General features: G+C 45.5%; 25 protein-coding genes. 6 read left to right on the forward strand and 19 right to left on the reverse strand.

What is annotated here, in order from left to right:
* Positions 1 to 201: 201 nt before the first annotated feature.
* Complete coding sequence (locus N646_RS09160; RefSeq protein WP_017821740.1) at positions 202 to 2610, reverse strand: bifunctional aspartate kinase/homoserine dehydrogenase II; 2409 nt, start codon at positions 2608 to 2610, stop codon at positions 202 to 204.
* 15 nt (positions 2611 to 2625) lie between these two features.
* Positions 2626 to 3786 carry an O-succinylhomoserine (thiol)-lyase gene (locus tag N646_RS09165; RefSeq protein ID WP_017821741.1) on the reverse strand — a complete coding sequence of 387 codons (1161 nt, stop codon included), beginning with the start codon at positions 3784 to 3786 and terminating at the stop codon, positions 2626 to 2628.
* 225 nt (positions 3787 to 4011) lie between these two features.
* Here N646_RS09165 and metJ point away from each other — a divergent pair, with 225 nt between their 5' ends.
* The gene (gene metJ / locus N646_RS09170) at positions 4012 to 4332 is read left to right on the forward strand and encodes a met regulon transcriptional regulator MetJ (RefSeq protein ID WP_005381353.1); all 321 of its coding nucleotides are present in this window, start codon (positions 4012 to 4014) and stop codon (positions 4330 to 4332) included.
* A gap of 113 nt (positions 4333 to 4445) precedes the next feature.
* Here the strand turns inward: metJ and N646_RS09175 are convergent, their stop codons facing one another.
* The 12 genes from N646_RS09175 to fkpA form a co-directional block, all read right to left on the reverse strand.
* Entirely contained in the window at positions 4446 to 5723 is a 1278-nt protein-coding gene (locus N646_RS09175) for a malic enzyme-like NAD(P)-binding protein (protein ID WP_005381358.1), read from the reverse strand.
* 206 nt (positions 5724 to 5929) lie between these two features.
* Positions 5930 to 6406, reverse strand: a complete 477-nt coding sequence (gene bfr / locus N646_RS09180; RefSeq protein ID WP_005381359.1) for a bacterioferritin — start codon at positions 6404 to 6406, stop codon at positions 5930 to 5932.
* A gap of 93 nt (positions 6407 to 6499) precedes the next feature.
* Positions 6500 to 6688: a (2Fe-2S)-binding protein gene (locus tag N646_RS09185; protein WP_005381360.1), complete on the reverse strand. Its 189-nt coding sequence runs from the start codon at positions 6686 to 6688 to the stop codon at positions 6500 to 6502.
* 331 nt (positions 6689 to 7019) lie between these two features.
* Entirely contained in the window at positions 7020 to 8204 is a 1185-nt protein-coding gene (gene tuf / locus N646_RS09190; protein WP_005381361.1) for an elongation factor Tu, read from the reverse strand.
* A gap of 153 nt (positions 8205 to 8357) precedes the next feature.
* Positions 8358 to 10457: an elongation factor G gene (gene fusA / locus N646_RS09195; RefSeq protein ID WP_005382794.1), complete on the reverse strand. Its 2100-nt coding sequence runs from the start codon at positions 10455 to 10457 to the stop codon at positions 8358 to 8360.
* A 75-nt stretch (positions 10458 to 10532) separates the two neighbouring features.
* Positions 10533 to 11003: a 30S ribosomal protein S7 gene (gene rpsG, locus N646_RS09200; RefSeq protein WP_005382796.1), complete on the reverse strand. Its 471-nt coding sequence runs from the start codon at positions 11001 to 11003 to the stop codon at positions 10533 to 10535.
* Between the two features lie 101 nt (positions 11004 to 11104).
* Positions 11105 to 11479: a 30S ribosomal protein S12 gene (gene rpsL, locus N646_RS09205; protein WP_004399892.1), complete on the reverse strand. Its 375-nt coding sequence runs from the start codon at positions 11477 to 11479 to the stop codon at positions 11105 to 11107.
* 177 nt (positions 11480 to 11656) lie between these two features.
* A complete protein-coding gene (gene tusB / locus N646_RS09210) occupies positions 11657 to 11932 on the reverse strand; it encodes a sulfurtransferase complex subunit TusB (protein WP_005382799.1) in 276 nt (91 codons plus the stop codon).
* 7 nt (positions 11933 to 11939) lie between these two features.
* A complete protein-coding gene (gene tusC, locus N646_RS09215) occupies positions 11940 to 12296 on the reverse strand; it encodes a sulfurtransferase complex subunit TusC (protein WP_017821753.1) in 357 nt (118 codons plus the stop codon).
* Entirely contained in the window at positions 12293 to 12688 is a 396-nt protein-coding gene (gene tusD, locus N646_RS09220; RefSeq protein WP_017821752.1) for a sulfurtransferase complex subunit TusD, read from the reverse strand. Before tusD ends, tusC begins: the two co-directional genes overlap by 4 nt.
* A complete protein-coding gene (locus N646_RS09225) occupies positions 12685 to 13407 on the reverse strand; it encodes a helix-turn-helix transcriptional regulator (RefSeq protein WP_005382804.1) in 723 nt (240 codons plus the stop codon). Before N646_RS09225 ends, tusD begins: the two co-directional genes overlap by 4 nt.
* A gap of 143 nt (positions 13408 to 13550) precedes the next feature.
* A complete protein-coding gene (gene fkpA / locus N646_RS09230; protein ID WP_017821751.1) occupies positions 13551 to 14333 on the reverse strand; it encodes an FKBP-type peptidyl-prolyl cis-trans isomerase in 783 nt (260 codons plus the stop codon).
* Positions 14334 to 14461: 128 nt separating this feature from the next.
* Here fkpA and N646_RS09235 point away from each other — a divergent pair, with 128 nt between their 5' ends.
* Both N646_RS09235 and N646_RS09240 read left to right on the forward strand, forming a co-directional pair.
* Complete coding sequence (locus N646_RS09235; protein ID WP_017633742.1) at positions 14462 to 15448, forward strand: WD40 repeat domain-containing protein; 987 nt, start codon at positions 14462 to 14464, stop codon at positions 15446 to 15448.
* Positions 15445 to 15672, forward strand: a complete 228-nt coding sequence (locus tag N646_RS09240; protein WP_005381455.1) for a SlyX family protein — start codon at positions 15445 to 15447, stop codon at positions 15670 to 15672. The genes N646_RS09235 and N646_RS09240 overlap by 4 nt, the downstream gene beginning before the upstream one ends.
* 83 nt (positions 15673 to 15755) lie before the next feature.
* On the opposite strand, the gene N646_RS09245 is transcribed toward N646_RS09240, so the two are convergent.
* From N646_RS09245 to kefG, 5 genes are all read right to left on the reverse strand, one after another.
* Positions 15756 to 16697: an isoaspartyl peptidase/L-asparaginase family protein gene (locus N646_RS09245; RefSeq protein ID WP_031777285.1), complete on the reverse strand. Its 942-nt coding sequence runs from the start codon at positions 16695 to 16697 to the stop codon at positions 15756 to 15758.
* A gap of 131 nt (positions 16698 to 16828) precedes the next feature.
* A complete protein-coding gene (slyD, locus tag N646_RS09250) occupies positions 16829 to 17380 on the reverse strand; it encodes a peptidylprolyl isomerase (protein ID WP_005381451.1) in 552 nt (183 codons plus the stop codon).
* Positions 17381 to 17472: 92 nt separating this feature from the next.
* Complete coding sequence (locus tag N646_RS09255) at positions 17473 to 17673, reverse strand: YheV family putative zinc ribbon protein (protein ID WP_005381449.1); 201 nt, start codon at positions 17671 to 17673, stop codon at positions 17473 to 17475.
* A 33-nt stretch (positions 17674 to 17706) separates the two neighbouring features.
* On the reverse strand, positions 17707 to 19503 hold the full coding sequence (gene kefB, locus N646_RS09260; RefSeq protein ID WP_017633740.1) for a glutathione-regulated potassium-efflux system protein KefB: 1797 nt from the start codon (positions 19501 to 19503) through the stop codon (positions 17707 to 17709).
* Complete coding sequence (gene kefG, locus N646_RS09265) at positions 19487 to 20080, reverse strand: glutathione-regulated potassium-efflux system ancillary protein KefG (RefSeq protein WP_017821749.1); 594 nt, start codon at positions 20078 to 20080, stop codon at positions 19487 to 19489. The genes kefB and kefG overlap by 17 nt, the downstream gene beginning before the upstream one ends.
* Before the next feature lie 209 nt (positions 20081 to 20289).
* On the opposite strand from kefG, the gene N646_RS09270 reads away from it, so the two are divergent.
* The 3 genes from N646_RS09270 (at position 20290) to N646_RS09280 (ending at position 23789) form a co-directional block, all read left to right on the forward strand.
* Positions 20290 to 22209 (forward strand): ABC transporter ATP-binding protein, encoded by a 1920-nt coding sequence (locus N646_RS09270; protein ID WP_017821748.1) that lies wholly within the window; start codon positions 20290 to 20292, stop codon positions 22207 to 22209.
* On the forward strand, positions 22206 to 22694 hold the full coding sequence (locus N646_RS09275) for a TIGR02444 family protein (protein WP_005382813.1): 489 nt from the start codon (positions 22206 to 22208) through the stop codon (positions 22692 to 22694). The genes N646_RS09270 and N646_RS09275 overlap by 4 nt, the downstream gene beginning before the upstream one ends.
* Positions 22695 to 22781: 87 nt before the next feature.
* Complete coding sequence (locus tag N646_RS09280) at positions 22782 to 23789, forward strand: hydrolase (RefSeq protein ID WP_017821747.1); 1008 nt, start codon at positions 22782 to 22784, stop codon at positions 23787 to 23789.
* The last annotated feature ends 8 nt before the right edge of the window (positions 23790 to 23797 follow it).

Raw genomic sequence — 23797 nt, forward strand, 5'->3', positions numbered from 1 at the left:
CTATATGTCTACAGAATGTATTGAATACGATTTAATGTCAACCTTGTAATTATGAATTTTTCTCAAGTTAATAATGAAGATAGTTCAAGTTTCTACTTGAGCATCATCTCGCCATTTTGCACGGGTTATGACTTCAGTATGGCACTGATAGGGGAATAAAAACCCTGGATTAATTCCAGGGTTTTTAGGTCAATCGCAACTTTAAAATAAACCAGCCAATCGGTTGAGGTCGGATTGAATAGCGCCGGCTGTCACTTCTCTGCCTGCGCCTGGTCCTCGAATGACCAGAGGGTTATCTTTGTACCACTTGCTCTCTATGGCAAAAATGTTATCGCATGGCAATAAGTTGGCGAGCGCGTGCTCACGAGATAACGCTTCGACTCCCACCGTTGCTTTACCATTTTTTTCTAAACGCGCCACATAGCGAAGCACTTGATCGTTTCTCTGTGCTTTTGTCAGACGCTCTTGAAGTATTTCACTCAACAATGCTCCATTATCGAAGAAATCATCTAAGCTCAGTTCTCTTAATTCTTCTGGCACCAAAGACTCAACTTTAACGCTGTCTGGTTCTATATCTAGGCCCGATTCTCGAGCCAAGATGACTAACTTACGCATTACATCGGAGCCATCTAAATCAGAACGAGGGTCAGGTTCGGTTAACCCTTGCTGCCAAGCAAGATCGACTAAATCATTAAATGGCACAGAACCATCAAACTGTTGGAACAGCCATGATAACGTCCCCGAGAAAATCCCCGATAGAGCGACGATTTCATCCCCACTTTCACGAAGATCTCGCACGGTATGGTTTATCGGTAACCCAGCACCAACCGTTGCGTTGTATAGCCAATGACGACCAATTTTAGCGAATGCATCTTGAACCTGATGGTAGTACTGACTATCTGCGGAACCGGCCACTTTGTTGGCGGAAATCAAATGAATGCCTTGCTGTGCGATTTCTGCGTAGCGCTGAGCCAAATCTTTACTCGCGGTAACATCAAGCACGACGGCTTCATCGTAGCTTTTAAGCGCTCCCAAACGTGCCAGCCAATCCCCATTGTTTGCTATGCTTTCATCATCAAATCGTTCAGCAACACTCACCGCCTCAATACCTTGCTCATCGAACCAATAGGTTTGGCTATCCACAACCGCGACAAGATCAAAGCTCATACCATGACGTTTTTCGAGCTCACTTTTTTGCGTCGCAAATAAATTTAACCAACTAGAACCAATATTACCCTTGCCACATAAAGCCACTGCCACGCGTTTTTGCGCTTGGAACAACTGGCTATGAATCGTTTGAACCAACGCCTCGGTATCAGTACGGCGCAAAACAGCGACTAGGCTCAGCCCTGAGTCTGTTTCAGAGATAAATTCTACCGGAGAGTGCTTTAGCTTTTGATAAAAGCCAAAGCAATGATTGGCGTTTTTCGTAACGCCTGCACCTACCGCAGCTAAGAGCGAGTAACCTTCTTTTAGCTTAATTTCTGCCTCTACCGCAAGCTCTTGCAAGTGTTTCAATGCACCACCGGCGATTTCTGCGGTGTAAGCCAAGCGTAGCGTATGCTGATCGGATTGAGCTTCAAATGCCAATGGCTCTAATTGCGCGCGCTGCAACGCTTGTAATACATCACTCTGTGTTTTTTCGAAGTCGTGCCCATGCATGAAAGACAACTGCACCAATAAAACATCATCCAGTGAAGTAATAATTTTAGCGCCACGACCAGATGCCAATACACGCTCAATACGAGTAGAACCCGACTCTGGCAGATAGCTACACTTGAGATTAAGGTCCATGGTACTTTGCGCCACAGGCTGAAGCGTACGACTGTGTAGCACTGGGGCAGCTAAGCGAGCAAGTTCACTGGCTTCATCCAATCGAAGTAACGGTAATAAACAAGCATCAGACACCAAACGTGGATCGGCACTATAGACACCAGCAACATCACTCCAAATCGTGACAGTACTGACTTCAGCAAGCGCGCCTATGACCGTTGCAGAATAGTCAGAGCCGTTACGACCAAGTAGAATGGTTTCTCCTGCCTCGTTCTGAGCCATAAAGCCAGTAATTACCACTCGTTTATGGTTATGCTGCGCGAGGATCTCTTTAATTAAAGGGTATGAACGAGCGCGATCAACCTCTGGTTGAGTTCCCGCTTCTGCACGTAAAAACGCTCGTGCATCTTGTGCAACCGCAGGGATAGAACGTTGAGATAATAACGCGGCCAATAGGCGAGCAGACCATACTTCTCCGTGCCCCAGTACCGCGGCTTTTTGCGCATTAGTGAGTGGTGCAGTCAGCTCCGAGAGAGTACTGAACTCATCATGTAATAAAGCTAACAGCTCTTCTTTTGCTTCACTCTCCAACAAGCTTTCTATTAGCTCAGTTTGGAACTGTCTCAAGCTTTGAAGCGCTTCATGCGCAATTCGGCCATCTTTACTTAACCCTTCCAAAAACTCAATCAAGCGGTTAGTGGTTTTTCCTGCAGCAGAGACGACCACAAGATCATTTTCTGTCGAATACTCCTTGAGAATACCCACAACGCGTAAGTAGCATTCTGGGTTTGCTAAGCTACTGCCACCAAACTTATGCAGCTGACGTTGTACAGTCATTGTTATCGTCTCCTATTACTGGGTAGCTTTAGCGAACGCTTGTTCTAAATCTGTGATGAGGTCTTGTGCATCTTCCAAACCGACAGACAAACGCAATAGTTGATGAGAGACCCCAGCCTCCGCCAGCGCCTCCTCACCCATTGCACGGTGCGTCATGGATGCTGGGTGGCAAATCAAACTTTCTACACCACCTAATGATTCAGCTAATGAAAACAGTTGGAGCTCTTTCACAAACACCTTTAACTGCTCAAACGAACCAGCAAACTCAAAACTCAACATAGAGCCAAAGCCCGTTTGCTGCTTTTTAGCGATGTCATGACCTGGATGTTCCGGCAGGCTTGGATGATAGATAGTTTTAACTAACGCTTGTTTTTGTAGGTAAGCCAGTACCTGCTGTGAGCTCTCTTCATGTACTTTCATACGAGCACCAAGCGTACGAATACCTCGCAGTGTCATGTAACTATCGAAAGGTGTGCCCGTTGCACCAATACAATTGCCCCACCATGCAAGCTCTTCTGCATGCGCTTCTGTGTTGGTGATGATTACCCCACCAATTACGTCCGAATGACCGTTGATGTACTTTGTTGTGGAGTGGATAACAAAATCCGCACCTAGCTCTAAAGGTTTTTGGTACACGGGTGTCAAAAAGGTATTGTCCACCGCAACTAACGCGCCGACTTGTTTCGCTTTTTCACAGGTAGCTGCAATATCCACTACGCGAACCAGAGGGTTTGACGGAGTTTCTAGCAAAATGAGTTTTGGTTTTTGTGCCAATGCAGCATCTAAAGCCTGTTCGTCTGATTGATCGACAAACTGAACCTTAAAATCGCCTTTGCTAGCTCGGGTATTAAAAAGACGATAGGTGCCGCCATAACAATCGTGAGGAGCAATAATGAGATCATCTGGGCCGAGAAAAGCGGAAACCCATAAATTTAATGCCGACGTACCGCAGTTAGTAACAACCGCTCCTTTTCCAGACTCAAGTTCAGATAGTGCACTTTCCAACAGTCCGCGGTTTGGATTACCAGATCGTGTGTAATCATACTTGGGCACTTCACCAAAAGCAGGAAAACCATAGTTAGTGGAAAGATAAATAGGTGGAACGACAGCATGATATTGGCTGTCTGATTCAATACCAGTGCGTACTGCAATGGTCGCAGGTTTGCGAGTGCTCATGGGTGTATCCTTTCACGGGTAATGACTTCTAAATAGGAATGCGCTATATCTAATGAGTAACATAAAGTGATCAACACGCTTCCTTTGCTGTTATGTTCACTTTACTCGTCAAAAAATGAGACGTCAACACTTCTAGACGTCTATATGTCTTTGCTTATGGCGGTAAATGCAGCTAAAATCAGCACCTAAATTATTTTTAACCGATTACATAAATGAAGGTGTGCAATGGCTGACTGGAATGGCGAATACATTAGCCCATATGCAGAGCACGGCAAAAAAAGCGAACAAGTAAAAAAAATTACCGTCTCTATCCCGCTAAAAGTTTTAAAGGTGCTAACTGATGAGCGTACTCGCCGTCAGATCAATAACTTACGCCATGCAACCAATAGCGAATTGCTATGCGAGGCATTTTTGCACGCGTACACAGGTCAGCCACTTCCGACAGATGAAGACCTTCGTAAAGACCGTCCTGATGATATTCCAACAGAAGTAAAAGCGCTGATGACGGAAATGGGCATCGAATTTGAGTCATTCGACGAAGAATAAAAAAGCCTGATAAGAGGTTTCAGGTAATAACTCTTGCCTCGAGCCAAATGAATGACATAAAAAATGGGACGCAATAGCGTCCCATTTTTTGTGTATCACATCTGAAAGATATATTACTCTGCCATGTAGTTTTCAGGCATCTCGATACGAGCTACACCTGAATTAACCGCCGCCTGAGCAACCGCTTTTGCAACACGTGGTAGCAAACGTGAATCCATTGGTTTTGGAATAATATAGTCCGCACCAAACTCTAGCTTATCAACACCTGCAGCCTTCAATACGGCTTCAGGTACAGGCTCTTTTGCTAGCTCACGAATCGCCTCAACGGCTGCAAGTTTCATTTCATCATTGATTTCACTTGCACGCACATCAAGAGCACCGCGGAAAATAAATGGGAAACACAATACGTTGTTAACTTGGTTAGGATAATCACTACGGCCAGTACCCATGATCAAGTCATCACGAACTGCGTGAGCAAGTTCCGGCTTGATTTCAGGATCCGGGTTAGAACATGCGAATACGATTGGCTTATCTGCCATCAACTTCAACGCTTCCGCTGGCAATAGGTTTGGACCAGATACACCTAGGAACAGATCTGCACCTTCAATCACGTCTTCTAGTGTGCGCTTATCTGTATTGTTCGCAAATAGCTGCTTATATTCATTAAGATCATCACGACGAGTGTGAATCACACCTTTGCGATCTAGCATGTAGATTTTTTCGCGCATTGCGCCGCATTTGATCAGAAGCTCCATACACGCTACAGCGGCAGCGCCAGCGCCAAGACAAACAATTGTTGAATCTTCAAGTTTCTTACCTTGAAGTTCGATTGCATTCAGCATACCCGCTGCCGTTACAATAGCAGTACCATGTTGATCATCGTGGAATACTGGTACATCACAACGTTCAATCAGACGCTTTTCAATCTCAAAACAGTCTGGTGCTTTAATATCTTCAAGGTTAATACCGCCAAAAGTGTCTGCAATGCTCGCAACAGTATCAACAAATTCATCGATCGTGCGGTGCTTAACTTCAATATCAATAGAGTCAAGACCTGCAAAACGCTTAAACAGTAACGCTTTACCTTCCATCACTGGCTTAGATGCAAGTGGACCTAGGTTACCTAGACCTAGAATAGCGGTACCGTTAGAAATAACAGCAACCATGTTCCCTTTTGCAGTGTACTTGTACACGTTATCCGGGTTTTGTGCGATTTCACGCACTGGCTCTGCAACTCCTGGGCTGTATGCAAGGGCAAGATCACCCGCCGTTTCCGCAGGCTTTGTCAGTTCGACAGCAATCTTTCCTGGAGTTGGATAAGCATGGTAATCCAATGCTTTTTGGCGATGTTCTTCTTCTGGAGTGGCTGCTTGGTGGTTGTCTTCAGACATGGACGTTTCTCTTTTTTATTTTTAGGTAAGGGGGCATAAATTCTATCGGATAGAAATCAAACTTCATAGGCAAGATTGCGAGCAATATCCTTAAAAAGCCGATAATAAAAGAGATTAGACCAGATAACGGGGTTAAGCACCCGATTTTCGAGTCAGGTGCTCTTTCTTATTACTATTATTGGAGTATGCAAACTTAGATAGTATCGTTACTCTTCGTCCACGTATTGCGCTTGGAGATAATTCTCAATACCAGACATTTCAATCAAGCCAAGTTGCGTCTCTAGCCAATCAACATGTTCTTCTTCATCTTCAAGAATGTCTTGGAATAAATCTCGAGACACATAATCTCGAATGTCTTCAGCGTAAGCAATCGCATCTTTTAAATCTGGAATAGCCGCCATTTCAAGCTTTAAGTCACACTCGAGCATTTCCTTGGTATCTTCACCAATCATCAACTTACCTAAATCTTGTAGGTTCGGTAAGCCTTCAAGGAACAAAATACGCTCAATTAGATGATCGGCATGTTTCATCTCATCGATAGATTCGTGATATTCCTTGTCTGCTAGGTGCTTTAAGCCCCAGTCTTTATACATTCGGGCATGAAGAAAATACTGATTAATAGCGACGAGCTCGTTACCGAGCACTTTATTGAGATGTTGAATGATGATTGGATCGCCTTTCATGACAAAACCCTCCTCTTTGGCTTCATTTAAATGTAGAAGCAAATGAGAAGGTGTCAAAATGTAAGGCAAATAATTACTGCATACTTACAGCAATTAGCTGGCTTGTTTAAATTCCGTGTAACTAGTTTCCGCTAAAATTTCCTTGGCCTGTCTGATGCACTTACCACATTGGCTGCCCAATGCCGTGCACTTTTTGATTCCTTTAATATCTGTTACGCCTTCATCTATCGCCAACTTCCTGATTTTTTTGTCGGAGACACCATGGCAAAGACAAACGTACATACTCAAAAAACCTATAAAACTAATCTGTGACAAACAATATAAACAAGAATAGTTCTTGTTACCAGTCGCATTATGGTGTCCGCTCAGAATATTTGGTTATAACGATTTTACCGCTGCAGGAAAAGATCAAAGGGTTAAGAGGGGTGAGTAAAAGCGTTAAGAAATAAAGTCGGTAAAACTCTGTTTTTAAATCGAAAAAGTGACGTCTTTTATTTCAACACTTATAACTAAATGTAATCTAGAAATGAAAAAGGGAAGCCTAAGCTTCCCTTTTCGATGCGCTTTCTTCAAAAAGAAGAACAGTGCAAGATTTCGTTTAATTCGTTATGAATTAGTCGAAGATCTTAGCAACAACACCAGCACCTACTGTACGGCCACCTTCACGGATCGCGAAACGTAGACCTTCGTCCATTGCGATTGGTGCGATTAGCTCTACAGTCATCTGTACGTTGTCGCCTGGCATTACCATTTCTACGCCGTCTGGTAGCTGGATGTCACCAGTTACGTCAGTTGTACGGAAGTAGAATTGTGGACGGTAGCCTTTGAAGAATGGAGTGTGACGACCACCTTCATCTTTAGACAGTACGTATACTTCTGATTCGAACTTAGTGTGTGGAGTGATTGAACCAGGCTTAGCTAGTACTTGACCACGTTCAACTTCGTCACGCTTAGTACCACGTAGAAGTGCACCAACGTTCTCACCTGCACGGCCTTCGTCTAGAAGCTTACGGAACATCTCAACACCAGTACATGTAGTTGTAGTAGTGTCTTTGATACCTACGATAGCAACTTCGTCACCTACAGTTAGGATACCACGCTCGATACGGCCAGTTACTACTGTACCACGACCTTGGATTGAGAATACGTCTTCGATAGGCATTAGGAATGGCTGATCTACCGCACGCTCTGGCTCAGGGATGTAAGTATCTAGAGCTTCTGCTAGTTCAACGATTTTCGCTTCCCACTGCTCTTCGCCGTTTAGTGCGCCTAGTGCAGAACCTTGGATAACTGGTAGGTCATCACCTGGGAAATCGTATTCAGATAGAAGTTCACGAACTTCCATTTCTACTAGTTCTAGTAGCTCTTCATCGTCAACCATGTCACATTTGTTCATGAATACGATGATGTATGGGATACCAACCTGACGGCCTAGTAGGATGTGCTCACGAGTTTGTGGCATTGGGCCATCTGTCGCAGCAACAACTAGGATACCACCGTCCATCTGTGCAGCACCAGTGATCATGTTTTTAACATAGTCAGCGTGTCCTGGACAGTCAACGTGTGCGTAGTGGCGTGATGGAGTGTCGTACTCAACGTGAGAAGTTGCGATTGTGATACCGCGCTCACGCTCTTCTGGAGCGTTATCGATAGATGCGAAGTCTTTAGCTACACCGCCGTAAACTTTAGCAAGAGTAGTACAGATAGCTGCAGTTAGAGTTGTTTTACCGTGGTCAACGTGGCCGATAGTACCAACGTTAACGTGCGGTTTCGTACGTTCAAATTTTTCTTTAGACACGATCGTGTTCCTTCCTAGTTATGATTCGTCGTGATCATTATTGATCGACGACGCGCCAGAAATTGTTATTTTATGCGCCAACGCCCGTTAGCGCAATATTTGGACGCCCTGATCTCGCAAAAAGTCGTAAACTTTTTGCAGTTCAATCGTCAATTAGTAACCACGCTCTGCAATAATTTTATCTGCGAAGTTTTTCGGCACTTCAGCGTACTCGTGAAACTCCATAGAGTAAGACGCACGGCCTTGAGTTGCAGAACGTAGATCAGTTGCGTAACCGAACATTTCGGATAGTGGTACTTGAGCACGGATGATCTTAAGACCAGCCACACCTTCGTCCATGCCTTCAATGATACCGCGACGACGGTTTAGGTCACCAACAACGTCACCCATCCAGTCTTCCGGAGTGGTTACTTCGACATTCATCATAGGTTCTAGAATCACAGGTTGTGCTTCTAGTGCACCTTTCTTGAATGCCATCGAGCCAGCGATCTTAAACGCCATCTCGCTTGAGTCTACATCGTGGTAAGAACCATCAAATAGTGTAGCTTTAATATCTAGTACAGGGTAACCCGCTAGAACACCACTATTCATTTGCTCTTCGATACCTTTCGATACCGAGCTGATGTATTCCTTAGGAATCACACCGCCCACGATTTCGTCTACGAATACGAAACCTTCACCAGGCTCAGAAGGCTCAAGTTTGACCCAAACATGACCGTATTGACCACGACCACCTGATTGACGAACAAACTTACCTTCAACTTCCGCTTTACCACGAATGGTTTCACGGTAAGCAACCTGAGGTTTACCAACGTTACAATCAACGCTGAATTCACGCTTCATACGATCAACGATAATGTCTAGGTGAAGTTCACCCATACCTGAGATCAGAGTCTGACCTGATTCGTCGTCCGTTTCCACGCGGAATGATGGATCTTCCGCGGCTAGTTTACCTAGCGCGATAGCCATTTTCTCTTGGTCTGCCTTAGAACGAGGCTCTACAGCAATCTGAATAACTGGTTCAGGGAACTCCATGCGTTCTAGAATCACTTTGTGGTTCTGATCACACAGTGTGTCACCTGTTGTTACGTCTTTCAGACCGATAGCAGCTGCAATATCACCAGCGCGAACTTCTTTCACTTCTTCACGCTTATTCGCATGCATCTGAACGATACGACCAAAACGCTCTTTCTTCTCTTTTACTGAGTTGTAAACAGCGTCACCCGAGTTTACAACACCGGAGTAAACACGCATGAAAGTTAGCGTGCCCACGAATGGGTCAGTCGCAATCTTAAACGCTAGCGCTGAGAAAGGTTCGTTGTCGTCAGCATGACGCTCAACTTCATTTTCTCTTTCGTCGACACCTTTAATTGCAGGTACGTCAACAGGCGATGGCAAGAACTCAACTACTGCATCCAGTACCGCTTGAACACCTTTGTTCTTAAACGCACTACCACAAGTAGCCAGTACGATTTCGTTATTTAGTGTGCGAGTACGTAGAGCTTGTTTGAGCTCAGCTTCAGTCAATTCACCTTCTTCAAGATACTTGTCCATCAGCTCTTCGCTAGCTTCAGCAGCGGATTCAACCATGTGGTTGCGCCACTCTTCAGCAAGTTCAATCATGTCAGCTGGGATGTCTTCGTAAGTAAACGAAGTGCCTTGATCGGCATCATTCCAGTTGATCATTTTCATCTTGATAAGGTCGATGACACCTCTGAACTCATCTTCCGCACCAACGTTCAGCTGGATTGGAACAGGAGTCGCACCAAGACGATTCTTAATTTGGTTCACAACGCGTAGGAAGTCTGCGCCCGCACGGTCCATCTTGTTTACAAATACCAAACGTGGAACGTGGTATTTGTCTGCTTGACGCCATACAGTTTCAGACTGAGGTTCAACACCAGATGAGCCACAGAACACAACCACAGCACCATCAAGTACACGAAGAGAACGCTCTACTTCGATAGTAAAGTCAACGTGTCCAGGGGTATCAATGATGTTTACGCGATGCTCAGGGAACTGTGCTTCCATACCACGCCAGAATGTAGTAGTCGCAGCGGATGTGATAGTGATACCACGCTCCTGCTCCTGCTCCATCCAGTCCATGGTTGCTGCACCATCGTGAACTTCGCCGATTTTGTGAGAAAGGCCAGTGTAGAACAGAATACGCTCAGTTGTGGTTGTTTTTCCTGCATCTACGTGAGCACAGATACCGATATTACGGTATAGCTCAATAGGAGTTTTACGAGCCACGATTGTATCCTCTTACTAAGGTGTACCTTAGAGTATAGAAAAGTGCTGCGAGAGAACCTCGCAGCACAGAAGGTATTACCAACGGTAATGAGCGAACGCTTTGTTTGCGTCAGCCATGCGGTGAACGTCTTCACGTTTCTTAACCGCAGTACCTTTGTTCTCAGACGCGTCTAGCATTTCAGCAGCTAGGCGTTGAGCCATAGATTTTTCACCACGCTTGCGCGCAGCTTCAACCAACCAACGCATAGCAAGTGCGTTACGGCGAACCGGACGTACTTCTACAGGTACTTGGTAAGTTGAACCACCAACACGGCGAGATTTAACCTCTACCGCTGGGCGAACGTTTTCAAGAGCTTCTTCAAAAATAGCTAAGTGGTCTTTACCAGACTTTTCAGCCATAGCATCTAGTGCAGTGTAAACGATTTTCTCTGCAGTAGATTTTTTACCGTCAACCATTAGGATGTTAACGAATTTTGCCAGCAATTCAGATTTGAATTTTGGATCTGGAAGGATCTTACGCTGACCAATGACGCGACGACGTGGCATGGATTTATCTCCGTTGTCTTCTTCAGGTTTTATCCAAAACTTTTCAGTTTTTTCAAAAAATTAAAAATAATTTAGTGTTTGGCCTTACTTAACGGAATCCATTAAGACTTAGGACGCTTCACACCGTACTTAGAACGACCTTGTTTACGGTCATTTACGCCAGCACAGTCTAGTGCGCCGCGAACAGTGTGGTAACGCACACCTGGAAGGTCTTTAACACGACCACCACGGATTAGAACAACTGAGTGCTCTTGAAGGTTGTGACCTTCACCGCCGATGTACGATGTAACTTCGAAGCCGTTTGTCAGACGTACACGACAAACTTTACGAAGTGCTGAGTTAGGTTTTTTAGGTGTAGTAGTGTAAACACGAGTACATACACCACGTTTTTGTGGGCACGCTTCTAGTGCAGGCACGTTGCTTTTAACAACTTGCTTTGCACGTGGCTTACGTACCAACTGGTTAATAGTTGCCATTAACTAGCTCCTGATTTACTTGAAAGTAAGCTTTGTGAAAAATCTATCCCCAACTGCCAATGCAGTTAGGGACGCAAAATTCTATGCAGCAGTGAGAGGTGTGTCAAGAAATATACGGATCTTTTTTGTTCAATTAGAACAATTCATCCGTAAAGCTTTGTCGACAGCAAATCTTGTTCAATCCCAAGTTAGGGATTTATCCTGTTTTGCTGTTAGTTCAACGAAGCCTGAGTAATTCACAATCGTCAGCGATGGACTGATACGATTTGCAATACCGCGAGCTTGCGCATCGCTCTCTAACACAAATACGCTGCGGTTTTTTAGATGGGAAAATGCTTTATGTTGCGAGTTAGCAGCGTACACTGCATCTTCTATAAGTAAGATGTCATCCTGTTCACTGCATAAGGGCATGGCGTCTTCTAGAGCAGAGACTGTTTTTATGATGTGTAACATAACTTCCTCAAAAAGACAGTAGCTTGCCAGCGTGTTGTAACTTATCTTTGAGCTGTTCTAAGCTTAACGCTTGGGCTTCAATGACTAAATCCGCTTGCGCCAAACCTCGCTGGGTTAACGACTCTGAACACACAAAGACTTGTTCGATGTCGTATAAATCGAAAAGCTTTAACATCGGCGCGTAATCTTTACTCAAAATATTGTTGGGGTCTTGCCCGAGTAGAAGCTGGTATACCCCGTCACCCATGAAAATGACGCTGATATCTTCACAGTAAGCCGACGCGGCTAACAGTGCATCCACACCTTCACGACCAGCTGCACAGCCATGTGGCGCACTACGAAATAGATAAGTTAACTGACTCAAAACTGTACCACTCTGTCTTGGGTTAACATCGCTTCAGCTAGGCTACCTAAGCCTGCTTGTTCAAAACCATCGGCTAGATTGTTCTGAACCAAACCATGTTGATTCGCTTCTTCTTCACTTACAATCCCGCGACGCAAAGCGGCCGCGACACAAGTTTCTAGGCGAACACCATGCTCTTTAGCCAAAGACTGCCACGCCTTATTGAGATCAAATTCATCGTTAGCTGGCACACTCAAAGCAGTACCATTAGTCACACCATCTTGATAAAAGAAGACGCTCACTAGCTGATGGCCTTGCTCTATCACCGCTTTGGCGAACTGATAAGCACTGCGCGCTGACTGGCTGCCATAAACGGGACCATTCACCACTAACGTGTAAGTCAGTTTGCTCACCTTTCATCATCCTCGGTTTTACGTTGACGAATGTACAAGTAAACGGTGTGTTTTGAAATATTAAGGCGATCCGCGACACGGTTGATGGCATCTTTAATATCGAAGATACCTTTGTCGTACAACTCCATCACGATCTGGCGATTTTTGGTGTTGTTAGACACGGATTTATCCGCATTGATCTCTTCGATGGTGCGTTCAACAGTTTGGTCCACCAGCTCTTCTACGTCACTAGCAAAGTTGACCGAGGAAGCCGCTTCTTTCGCTTCTTGCGTCGGCATGAAAGACTGAAGGACTTGCGAGAAAGGCGCATCCAAGTTGACGTTGATACACAACAAACCAATCACGCGATTTTCGCCATTACGAATGGCGACAGTAATCGACTTCATCAACACGCCACCTTTTGCACGGGTAAAGTACGAACGTGAGAAGTTGCGCTCCGAGCCTTCGATGTCTTTTAGCATCTTAAGCGCTAAATCAGTGATTGGTGAGCCGACTTGGCGCCCCGTGTTTTCACCGTTAGCGATTTTAATTGCAGAGGTATTTAAGTCTTCTAGAGAGTGAAGAACGATTTCACAAAATGGACCTATCAGGCTAGCGATACCATCCACGACCGCCTCATAAGATCTTAAAATGATTTTGTCGTGCTCGGTAAACGGCATCACGTTAACGGATTCCATTTCGAGCAACATCTCCGCGTTTATTGTTTCTGTAGTTGTCATAAGCCTTCGAGCGAAAAATCAACAAATTGGTGTAAGTTTATCAGAAAATTTGAAAAGCAACCTAGCAAACTCACCAACTAGTGACCTAGAACAAAAAAGGCCCGTTAAACGGACCTTTTTCAATAACTTATCGCAGCTTATTGTTATTGCTCTGCGTTGTCGTTCTCAACTTTTAGCAGCTCAACTTCAAATACTAGCGTTGAGTTAGCAGGAATGCTTGGTGTGTCTTGGTCACCGTATGCTAGCTCTGGCGGGATAACGAATTTGAATTTAGAACCCACAGGCATTAGCTGAACACCCTCTGTCCAACCTGGGATTACACGGTTAAGTGGGAACGTTGCAGGTTCACCACGATCGTATGAGCTGTCGAACTGAGTACCGTCGATCAGAGTACCTTTGTAGTGTACTTGAACCGTATCAGTGTCTTTTGGCTTCTCACCTTCAGCTGGTGTCATTACTTGGTATAGAAGACCTGTATCTGTCTTCACTACGCCTTCTTGCTTCTCAAACTCAGCACGGAAGTCATCGCCAGCTTTTTTCGCTTCAGCTGCTTTCTCAGCCGCTTGTGCTTGCATCTTTTCTGCAACACGCTTGTCTAGAGATTCTAGTGCTGCACGTGTTTCTTCTTCATTCAATTCAGCATTGCCTTTGAAGACGTCTTCGATACCTTTTAGTACCAAATCTTTGTTAAGATTAATGCCGATTTCGCTTGGCTTGTCGATGCTTGTGCTTAGGTAGTTAGCAAATGAAACACCGATTGCGTATGCCGCTTTGTCGTCGTCGGTTTTAAAGTGAACCGCTTTGCCGGTTTCTGCTTGAACTTGTTCTGCTTGAGGTGCGGTTTCTGTTTTAGTTTCTTCTTTCTGACAACCTACCGCTAGCATAACTGTTGCAGCAAGTAGCGACACTTTTAAAACTGATTTCATTAAATTCTCCCAATAATGGCTCTGCCATTGGTTGTTGTGCACAAATCTTCTATGAGACTAGTGAAGACAATCGTTATACCAATATACTAGCTATATGTCTTAAGACACAAACCGGATTATTAGATGTGATGCAAAGAATTTTTCATTTATTCCTATATTTAATTGTCATCACCACGTTAAATGGTTGCTTTTTCGCCGAGCGTGAAGTGCAGCGTTGGCCGATAGAACCTCAAGGTGCGACGAGCTTCGCACTTAGCAGAGATGGACGGTTTGCTCTGCTCTATTCTCAACAACGTCATTTGATGTTGTGGGACCTAGAGCAAAATGAACAACTAGCCAATCTGGGTGAACTCGATGCCGATGCCAATGTGGTTTCCCATATCCGCATATCTGACAATGGTCGCTACGCAATTACAGCAAGCCAAATGAACTTCGCAGTTTGGGACCTAGGCTGGACGCAATCCGAAGGCCTTTGGTCTATCTCTGATGCGCTCATTCGCGACGTTGATATCACCAGTAATGGTGAACAAGTTCTGCTTGGGTTATCCAACGGTAAAGCAATTTATGTCAACTTAGTCACCGGGCGTCGCATGGAGTTCCTTGCGCATCGTGAAAAAGTCAATTCCGTGGCCATTTCTCCTAATGGGCGCTTCGCCCTAACCGGGGGTAATGACTATAAAGCGTATCTGTGGGATACCGAAACCGGACAAGTACTACGAACCTTCGAACATGAACAACGAATTGTTCGCGTGGCCCTGCAAAGAGATGGAAAATTAGCAATGACATCTGATGGCGGAAACCAAGCGATTGTTTGGAATTTAAAAACTGGACAAGAAGTCACACAGTTGAGCAGTTGGTCACGCCAATTAATTTTCTCTACCGCACGATTTTCTGACGACGGGACTCAACTAGTCACAGGAAGCCCTTCTGGCCGTGTGTCGATATGGGATACTCAAACCGGAAAACGAATGAGTGGATTTGAAGTGGAGCCCAAAAAAGACACTCGCCCTCCCCGTGCGGTCGTGTATGATGCAGCCTTTGATTCAAAACAACGCGTAATTACTGCTACTTCAGCAGGTATTGCCCAAGCTTGGCAGTTAGAGAACGGATCATGACAGAAAAAATCATTCAGCAATTGGAAGCACGCATTAATGACTTAGAATGTCAGCTTGCGTTCCAAGAACAGACTATTGAAGATCTGAACGGCGCTTTATCGCAGCAACAACTGCAAATTACCAAGATGCTCGATCAGATGAAATATGTGGTAGGTAAAGTAAAAAATATGGACTCGTCGAATTTAGCCGATCCGTCAGAAGAAACCCCACCACCGCATTATTAAAATGCAGGCTCAAATAGCATAAAGCCCAGAACATGTTCTGGGCTTTGTTGTATTAATTACTTAAGAAGGTACTCAAGAAGAAGCTATTCGTCGGCGTAGATTTTAACGCTCAGCTCGCCTTGCGTATTAATGCCTGCTCGGTACATGCCAGAACTGTTCATCGCAAAGTGCATCTCACCTTTAGCATCAATGGCAATCAAACCGCCCTCTCCGCCCATCTGTTTGAGAGCACCTTGGATAATGTGTTCACAAGCCGTATGAATATCTTCTTGTAAGTAACGCATACGTGCTGCAACGTCTTCCGCAACACGTTTACGAATAAAGAACTCACCGACACCCGTAGTGGAAACTGCCACAACGCCATTTTCGGCCACCGTACCACAACCAATCAGAGCCGAATCTCCGACTCGGTTGTATTTCTTATTCGTCACGCCACCCGTACTGGTGGCAGCGGCTAAGTTGCCTTGTTGATCTAACGCTACCGCACCAACCGTACCGTGCTTACGGTCATCTGGGTAACGAGATTCCGACAAAGCAAACAGTCCTTTCTCACGCATAGACAGCAACTGCTCATAACGGCGATCAGTAAAGAAGTAATCTTGCTCGGTATACTCATGGCCTTGCTCAAAAGCAAACTTCTCTGCGCCCTCACCCACCAACAACACATGATTGCTGTTTCGCATCACGTCACGAGCGAGCTCAATTGGGTTTCTAATATGACGAACACCTGCGACCGCACCTGCTGCAAGGTTTCGCCCATCCATCACAGAAGCGTCCATTTCAACCATTTCGTTGTTGGTCAGCACTGAGCCTTTACCCGCATTAAAGTTAGGAGAGTCTTCCAATACTTTCACTGCCGCTACGACGGCATCTAAGGCTTCACCGCCCGTTTCTAGAATTTGATGTCCCGCTTTTACCGCAGCTTCTAAATCCGCCAAGATGGATTGTTGCAGCTCATCGCTCATCTGTTCACGCAAGATGGTGCCCGCACCACCATGAATGGCAATCGAGAAAGGTTTCGTCATCACTTTGTCCAACTGTTATTCCTTGTATGGTTGGCACTACACCTTAGATAAACAAAAAGCGCAAGTTGAAAACTCAACTTGCGCTTTTCAAAGCTTTGCTAGATAAGATTATCTAGTGAAGGAGCTTATGATTAGTGAGAACCACAGCTACCGCCGCCACAGCAGCCGCCTTCTTCTTCGTGATCGTGGTCATGATCGTGACCACCACAACAGCCACCACCTTGGTGGATGTGACCGTGTTCGATCTCTTCTGCTGTTGCTTCACGTGTAGACATAACCTCTACTTCGAAAGTTAGTGTTTGACCAGCTAACATATGGTTACCGTCAACAACCACTTCGTTGCCGTCAACTTCTGTTACTTCAACAGGGATTGGACCTTGGTCAGTGTCAGCTAGGAAGCGCATGCCCACTTCGATTTGCTCAACGCCTTGGAATACGTCCGCAGGAACGCGCTGTACTAGCGCATCGTTGTGCTCACCGTAAGCTTCTTCAGGAGCTACCGTTACTGAGAACTTGTCGCCAGCCACTTTACCTTCAAGTTCTTTTTCAAGACCTGTGATTAGGTTGTTGTGACCGTGAAGGTAATCTAGGGGTGCTTCTGCTGTTGATTGATCAACAACGACACCGTCTTCCATCATTACTTTGTATGCAAGGCTTGCAACAACGTTCTTTTCAATTTTCATACTAACTCCAGGGAGATTAATTGACTTAACCTGAATGGGGTTAAGTACTGAGATATCTGGGTGTATTATGGGGATCAATTATCGAAGTTCAATTATTCCGGCTTAAAAATTCCGATCATTTCCTGATCTGAGTGTTTATTTTTCTCTACAGATTGTGGTTTGCGCTGCTCTGTAAACTCACACTCGACACACTCAACTAACTCGATGTTATTTTCAATCCACCAGCGCAGGGTATCTTGCTGGCTGCAATTTGGGCAGCTAGCGCCTGCAATAAAACGTTTCTTGATTTTCACGCTATTTCCTTAGCTTGAGTCTTGGCTCAAGTACTACTTCCAATGATTAGGTGACTGATGGTCGCTCTCCATTTCACGACCAAATATTTCTTCTAGCTCTTTGCGTGCCTCTTTCGCCCTTTGAGCTAATTTCTTATCTTCATTGTGTTGAGGCAATAAGTCCTTAAGCATAGCATTATCCAACTTGCGAAAATGTGCTTCTGCCCGCTTTGCTTGATAAGGATGCATACCCAGTTCTACGAGCGCTTGGCGACCGAGATCTAGCGCCCCTAAAAATGTTTCACGAGAGTAATTCTCTACACCATGACTCATTAACTGGTAAGCCTCGACACGGCTTCTTGCTCGGGCTAACAACTTAAGTTTCGGGAAGTGCACGCGACAAATGTCCACGATGGCCATCACCTCATCAGGTGAATCAGTACAAATAATCAATGCTTCCGCTTTATCAGCGCCAGCAGCCCTCAATAGGTCAATTTGTGTAGCATCGCCATAAAACACTTTGTAACCATACTTACGTAATAGGTGGATTTGGCTGGCATCACTTTCTAATACTGTCACTTTGATTTTATTGGCATACATTAAACGTCCGACGATCTGACCGAAACGTCCAAAGCCTGCAATGATAACGCGTGGTCGGCGATCCACGACTTTCGTGGTCATGCCCTCTTCTTCTTGATTCAGGGTATGAGCAAACCACTTCTTTTGTCCCATCAGCAAAAGAGGAGTCGTCACCATGGATAGACTGACCACCACCAACAGAAACGCCACTTGCTCTTTGGACAAAATGCCCTCTTGGCTCGCCGCGGTAAATATGACAAAGGCAAACTCACCGCCTTGGCTCAAAATTGCAGCCATACGGCTTCTCGCTTTGGCTCCGACACGGGCAGCTCTCGCCAATGCATACAAAACCAAACCCTTAACCACGACCAAAGCCACCACCGCACCGAGAATCTCTAAAGGATGTAATGCCAATAACCCCAAGTTTACCGCCATGCCCACCGCAATAAAGAATAACCCCAACAACAGACCTTTAAATGGCTCGATAGCGATTTCCAACTCATGGCGATACTCACTCTCTGCCAGCAAAACGCCTGCTAAAAAAGTCCCCAATGCCATCGAAAGGCCGAGCTTTTGCATCACGACCGAAATGCCAAGCACGACTAAAAGTGCAGCAACGGTAAAGAGTTCACGAACGCCGCTCATCACGACAAAACGAAATAGCGGACGTAGTAAAAAGTGACCACCAATCAACAGTGCTACCACACTGCCTAAAATAGTGAAGACATCCAACCAACTTCCACCACTATGCCCGCCTGCTAGCAAGGGCAACATCGCCAGCATCGGGATCACTGCAATATCTTGAAAGAGCAGCACCGCAAAACCAGATTGCCCCGTTTCGGTACCATTAAGCCCTTGCTCTTCAATGACTTTAAGCGCAATCGCCGTCGAGGATAGCGCCAACCCCATCCCGATCACTAAACTCACTTGCATGCTTACGCCAAACATACTGACGACACTACCAATCACGGCGGTCGTGACCACAACCTGCGCACCGCCTAAACCTAAAATCGGCCCTCGCATCTGCCACAATTTTTTAGGGTTTAATTCCAGCCCTATCAAAAACAGTAACAACACAACCCCAAGCTCGGCAAAATGCAAAATGGCATCAACGTCGCTAATTAAGCCAAGCCCCCATGGGCCAATCAACACACCAGCGAGTAAATAACCTAAAACCGAGCCAAGCCCAAGGCGCTGAGCAATCGGCACCGCAATAACCGCAGCCGAAAGAAAGACCACACTGCTTTGAAGAAACTCACTGGTGATCGCCATACTGACCTCCTCGCTCTGCCGCTTGCCAGTTTTCAAGTGGGTTACTCAGCCATCCACGGTATAACTCGGCATGTTCGTAGCGTTCAATATCTGAAACATTTCTTGACCAATACAACACCAGTGGTTCAATCCAGTGCATTTGACATAGGGCTGCCGTCAGTTCAAACGGTTGCAAGATTTGCTCAAGTGGGTATTTGTTGTACCCCTTCGCGCTGAAGGCTTCTTCTTTACCACCTGTTGTAATGACACTGCGCCAGTATTTTCCTTCTAGCGCCGCACCTCCGCCAAACGCAAAGCCTTTACCTAACACTCGGTCTAGCCACTCTTTTAATAGGGCTGGACATGAATACATATAAAGTGGGTGGTGAAATACAATCACATCGTGAGCGAGCAACAACTCATGTTCGTAATTCACATCAATAAAGAAATCGGGGTAAACACCGTAAAGATCGTGCACAGTGACGTGATCAAGCGACTGAGCTTTTTTTATCATCACTTGATTGGCAATCGAGTTATGTGGCTCTGGATGAGCATAAATGACCAGAACTTTTGGGAGAATAGACGGTGCAACAGCCAAATGGTCGTCCTTGTGGTTATTTTTATCCGTTATCAAATTGTTATACTTTTTTGTACAGCATAATGCAATTAAAGCGAATCAATCGACTTTTCCGGCCAATACCCCTACTATTCACCGCTAGATATATACCCAAGTGGCTTTAAAAACGATTGAAACCACTTCGCTATGTAACCAAGCAACGCGCACTGCGCAAAGTGAATGAAAACTTTATGATTACCTTCTCTGATATTCAGTTACTGCGTGGCGGTAAACCTCTTTTAGACCAAGCTTCTGCGACTATTCACCCTGGCGATAAAGTCGGTCTTGTGGGCAAAAACGGCTGCGGTAAATCAACGCTGTTTGCCCTACTGAAAGATGAACTGTCAATTGATGCTGGCTCATTTAGCCAACCTCAACACTGGGAGTTGGCCTGGGTCGCACAGGAAACGCCTGCGCTAGAGCGCACTGCACTGGAATACGTCATTGATGGTGATCGCGAGTACCGCTCTCTCGAAAAGCAGTTAGCTGAAGCAGAAACACAAGACAACGGAACCCTAGTTGCCGAGATACACGGTAAAATTGAAACCATTGGTGGTTACAGCATTCGCGCTCGCGCGGCAGAACTGCTCGATGGTTTAGGGTTCAGCCAAGAGCAAATGAGTTGGAGTTTGACCCAATTCTCGGGTGGTTGGCGTATGCGTCTTAACTTGGCTCAAGCGCTATTGTGTCGTTCTGATCTACTGCTACTCGACGAACCAACCAACCACTTGGATTTGGACGCGGTAATGTGGTTAGAGCGTTGGCTACAAAACTACCCTGGCACGCTGATTCTGATCTCGCACGACCGTGACTTCTTGGATCCGATCGTTGGTCGCATCATTCACATCGAGAATCAGCAGCTGAACGAATACACGGGTAACTACTCGTCATTCGAAAACCAACGCGCACAAAAGATGGTGTTACAACAAGCGATGTTTGAAAAGCAACAGAAGCAGATGTCTCACATGCAAAGCTACATCGACCGCTTCCGTTACAAAGCCTCTAAAGCACGCCAGGCTCAAAGCCGTATTAAAGCTTTGGAGCGCATGGAGAAAGTGTTACCAGCTCAATTCGATAACCCATTTAGCTTCCAATTCCGTGAGCCAGCTGCGCTGCCAAACCCAATCATGATGATGGATGAAGTATCTGCAGGTTACGGTGACAACCTCATCTTAGAGAAGATCCGCTTGAACTTGGTTCCTGGCAGTCGTATTGGTCTACTCGGCCGTAATGGTGCGGGTAAATCGACATTAATCAAGCTGCTCTCTGGTGAACTTAACGCGCAAGGTGGTGACCTAACTTACTCACAAGGCGTGAAAATTGGTTACTTCGCTCAGCACCAGTTAGAAACGCTTCACCCTGAAGAAACGCCGCTGCAACACATGATGCAAATCGCACCCGATCAAACCGAACAGCAGCTACGTGATTACCTAGGTAGCTTTGGCTTCCAAGGTGACAAAGCACTAGAAAAAGTTGCGCCGTTTTCTGGTGGCGAAAAAGCCCGTTTGGTATTGGCTTTAATTGTGTGGCAAAAGCCAAACCTGTTGCTACTTGATGAACCGACCAACCACTTAGACTTGGACATGCGCCAAGCACTTACGATGGCACTGCAAACATTCGAAGGTGCGATGGTGATTGTTTCGCACGACCGCTATTTACTGCGCGCTACGACCGATGACTTGTATTTAGTGCATGATCGACAAGTTGCTCCGTTCGACGGTGATTTAAATGACTATTATAAATGGTTAACCGAACAACAAAGAGCGGAACGCAAAGAAGCGCAGGCTGCGCAGCCAAGCAAAGATACGGCCAACAGCGCAGCTGCGAAGAAAGAGCAAAAACGTCGCGATGCAGAGTTTCGAAAACAGACAGCGCCAATTCGCAAAACGCTGACACAACTAGAAAATAAAATGGATAAGTTAGGTGCTGCACTGGCCGAAGCTGAAGAACAATTGGCGGACAACTCACTGTATGCGGCCGAAAATAAAGCTAAACTTAACCAAGTGCTGGCACTTCAAGCTTCCAGTAAAGCTGAGCTCGAAGAAATTGAAATGGAATGGATGTCTGCTCAAGAAACGTTGGAGCAGATGGAGCTAGAGTTTAATCAATGAGTAATCAACACGCTGAATACACACTCACCCTAGAACACCTTTGGCAGTTTAGTCTGCAATTTTATGGTGTGCGAGAAGTGAAAGAGGCGTGTTTATCATTACAGAACAACTACCACGGTAACGTGAACCTACTCCTGCTGCTCAGATGGCTCGATGAGCAGCAACTCATTTTCCAAGAAAAAGACTGGCCCTTGGTGCAAGACTGTCTAGGTAGGAGCGAAACTTTACTTCACTCCTTTCGCGACCTTCGTCGCCACCTTAAGTCTCAAGTCAATGACGCTTTGTATCGTGAGACCTTGCAGTTTGAGCTGCAACTAGAAAAGCAGCAACAAGCGGATTTGGTGGACTGCATTAACTCACTTGCACTACTCAAAAATGATGGTGACCCACTGACGTTGAGATACTGTCGTCAACTCGGTGGGGAGCATTTGCAGCAAGCCTTTGCTATGCCGGTGCCAAACATTCAACCACCAAAACGCCCATAAATCTGTAGAATACCTATAATCTTTATAAAGGATTATATTAATAAGTTCTTCAACGGACACCGAAGGACCGCATAAGAGCAGTTAGGTATGACACAATTTTTCGCAGCCGCCGGGATCAAAAACCCGCATCTCCAAACGCTTTTGCCGCGTTTTATTCGCAAAAAAGCGTTATTTACGCCGATTTGGCAAACCCTCGATACATCCGATGGCGACTTTCTCGATCTCGCGTGGAGCGAGGACCCAACCCAAGAGCCTGCACAAAAAAAGCCGATTTTTGTTTTATTTCATGGGTTAGAGGGGTGCTTCTATAGCCCTTATGCCAATGGGTTAATGAATGCATTTGCTCAATCTGGATGGCTGTCGGTGATGATGCATTTTCGTGGCTGCAGCGGTAAACCAAACAAAAAAGCACGAGCTTACCATTCGGGTGAAGTGACGGATGCTCGTTACTTCCTAGAGCACCTTGAACAACGTTTTCCTGATCACCCCAAAGTTGCGGTTGGTATTTCTCTTGGCGGTAACATGTTGGCGAATTATTTAGCCCAATATAAAGACCACCCTATTTTGAATGCAGCGACTATTATCTCAGCGCCTTTAGACCTAGCAGCGTGTGCAAACCGTATTGAACAAGGCTTTTCGAAAGTGTATCGCCGTTACCTACTCTCTTCACTCAAACGCAACGCGTTGCAAAAACATCACTTGTTGCATGGCGAGCTCGCTTTGTCTTACAACTCAATAAAACGTGTCACACGATTGTATGAATTCGATGATTTGATCACGGCACCACTGCACGGCTTTAAAGACGCACAAGATTATTACGACCAATGCTCTGGCTTAAGTAAACTACAACAAATCACGCTACCGACACTGATCATCCATGCCAAAGACGATCCGTTCATGACCGACGATGTGATCCCGAAGTTTGTTCTGCCAGATAACATTGATTACCGTCTCTTTGAGCACGGCGGCCATGTTGGCTTCCTGACAGGAACGGCGTTAAAACCTAAGTTTTGGTTGGAGGAAGCGCTGCCTGCGTATTACGAAAGTATCGCCGCAGATTACCTTTCTGCTGTATCCAAGCAACGAACGCAGTAAACTAGCCG

The organism is Vibrio alginolyticus NBRC 15630 = ATCC 17749 (assembly GCF_000354175.2).
Classification (GTDB): Bacteria; Pseudomonadota; Gammaproteobacteria; order Enterobacterales; family Vibrionaceae; genus Vibrio; species Vibrio alginolyticus.

Bases quoted from the DNA above. Each gene is read 5' to 3' on its own strand.
- N646_RS09160 (WP_017821740.1), bottom strand. From the start codon at position 2,610: ATGACTGTACAACGTCAGCTGCATAAGTTTGGTGGCAGTAGCTTAGCA.
- N646_RS09165 (WP_017821741.1), bottom strand. From the start codon at position 3,786: ATGAGCACTCGCAAACCTGCGACCATTGCAGTACGCACTGGTATTGAA.
- metJ (WP_005381353.1), top strand. From the start codon at position 4,012: ATGGCTGACTGGAATGGCGAATACATTAGCCCATATGCAGAGCACGGC.
- N646_RS09175 (WP_005381358.1), bottom strand. From the start codon at position 5,723: ATGTCTGAAGACAACCACCAAGCAGCCACTCCAGAAGAAGAACATCGC.
- bfr (WP_005381359.1), bottom strand. From the start codon at position 6,406: ATGAAAGGCGATCCAATCATCATTCAACATCTCAATAAAGTGCTCGGT.
- N646_RS09185 (WP_005381360.1), bottom strand. From the start codon at position 6,688: ATGTACGTTTGTCTTTGCCATGGTGTCTCCGACAAAAAAATCAGGAAG.
- rpsG (WP_005382796.1), bottom strand. From the start codon at position 11,003: ATGCCACGTCGTCGCGTCATTGGTCAGCGTAAGATCCTTCCAGATCCA.
- rpsL (WP_004399892.1), bottom strand. From the start codon at position 11,479: ATGGCAACTATTAACCAGTTGGTACGTAAGCCACGTGCAAAGCAAGTT.
- tusB (WP_005382799.1), bottom strand. From the start codon at position 11,932: ATGTTACACATCATAAAAACAGTCTCTGCTCTAGAAGACGCCATGCCC.
- N646_RS09225 (WP_005382804.1), bottom strand. From the start codon at position 13,407: ATGACAACTACAGAAACAATAAACGCGGAGATGTTGCTCGAAATGGAA.
- fkpA (WP_017821751.1), bottom strand. From the start codon at position 14,333: ATGAAATCAGTTTTAAAAGTGTCGCTACTTGCTGCAACAGTTATGCTA.
- N646_RS09235 (WP_017633742.1), top strand. From the start codon at position 14,462: ATGCAAAGAATTTTTCATTTATTCCTATATTTAATTGTCATCACCACG.
- N646_RS09240 (WP_005381455.1), top strand. From the start codon at position 15,445: ATGACAGAAAAAATCATTCAGCAATTGGAAGCACGCATTAATGACTTA.
- N646_RS09245 (WP_031777285.1), bottom strand. From the start codon at position 16,697: ATGACGAAACCTTTCTCGATTGCCATTCATGGTGGTGCGGGCACCATC.
- slyD (WP_005381451.1), bottom strand. From the start codon at position 17,380: ATGAAAATTGAAAAGAACGTTGTTGCAAGCCTTGCATACAAAGTAATG.
- kefB (WP_017633740.1), bottom strand. From the start codon at position 19,503: ATGGCGATCACCAGTGAGTTTCTTCAAAGCAGTGTGGTCTTTCTTTCG.
- N646_RS09270 (WP_017821748.1), top strand. From the start codon at position 20,290: ATGATTACCTTCTCTGATATTCAGTTACTGCGTGGCGGTAAACCTCTT.
- N646_RS09275 (WP_005382813.1), top strand. From the start codon at position 22,206: ATGAGTAATCAACACGCTGAATACACACTCACCCTAGAACACCTTTGG.
- N646_RS09280 (WP_017821747.1), top strand. From the start codon at position 22,782: ATGACACAATTTTTCGCAGCCGCCGGGATCAAAAACCCGCATCTCCAA.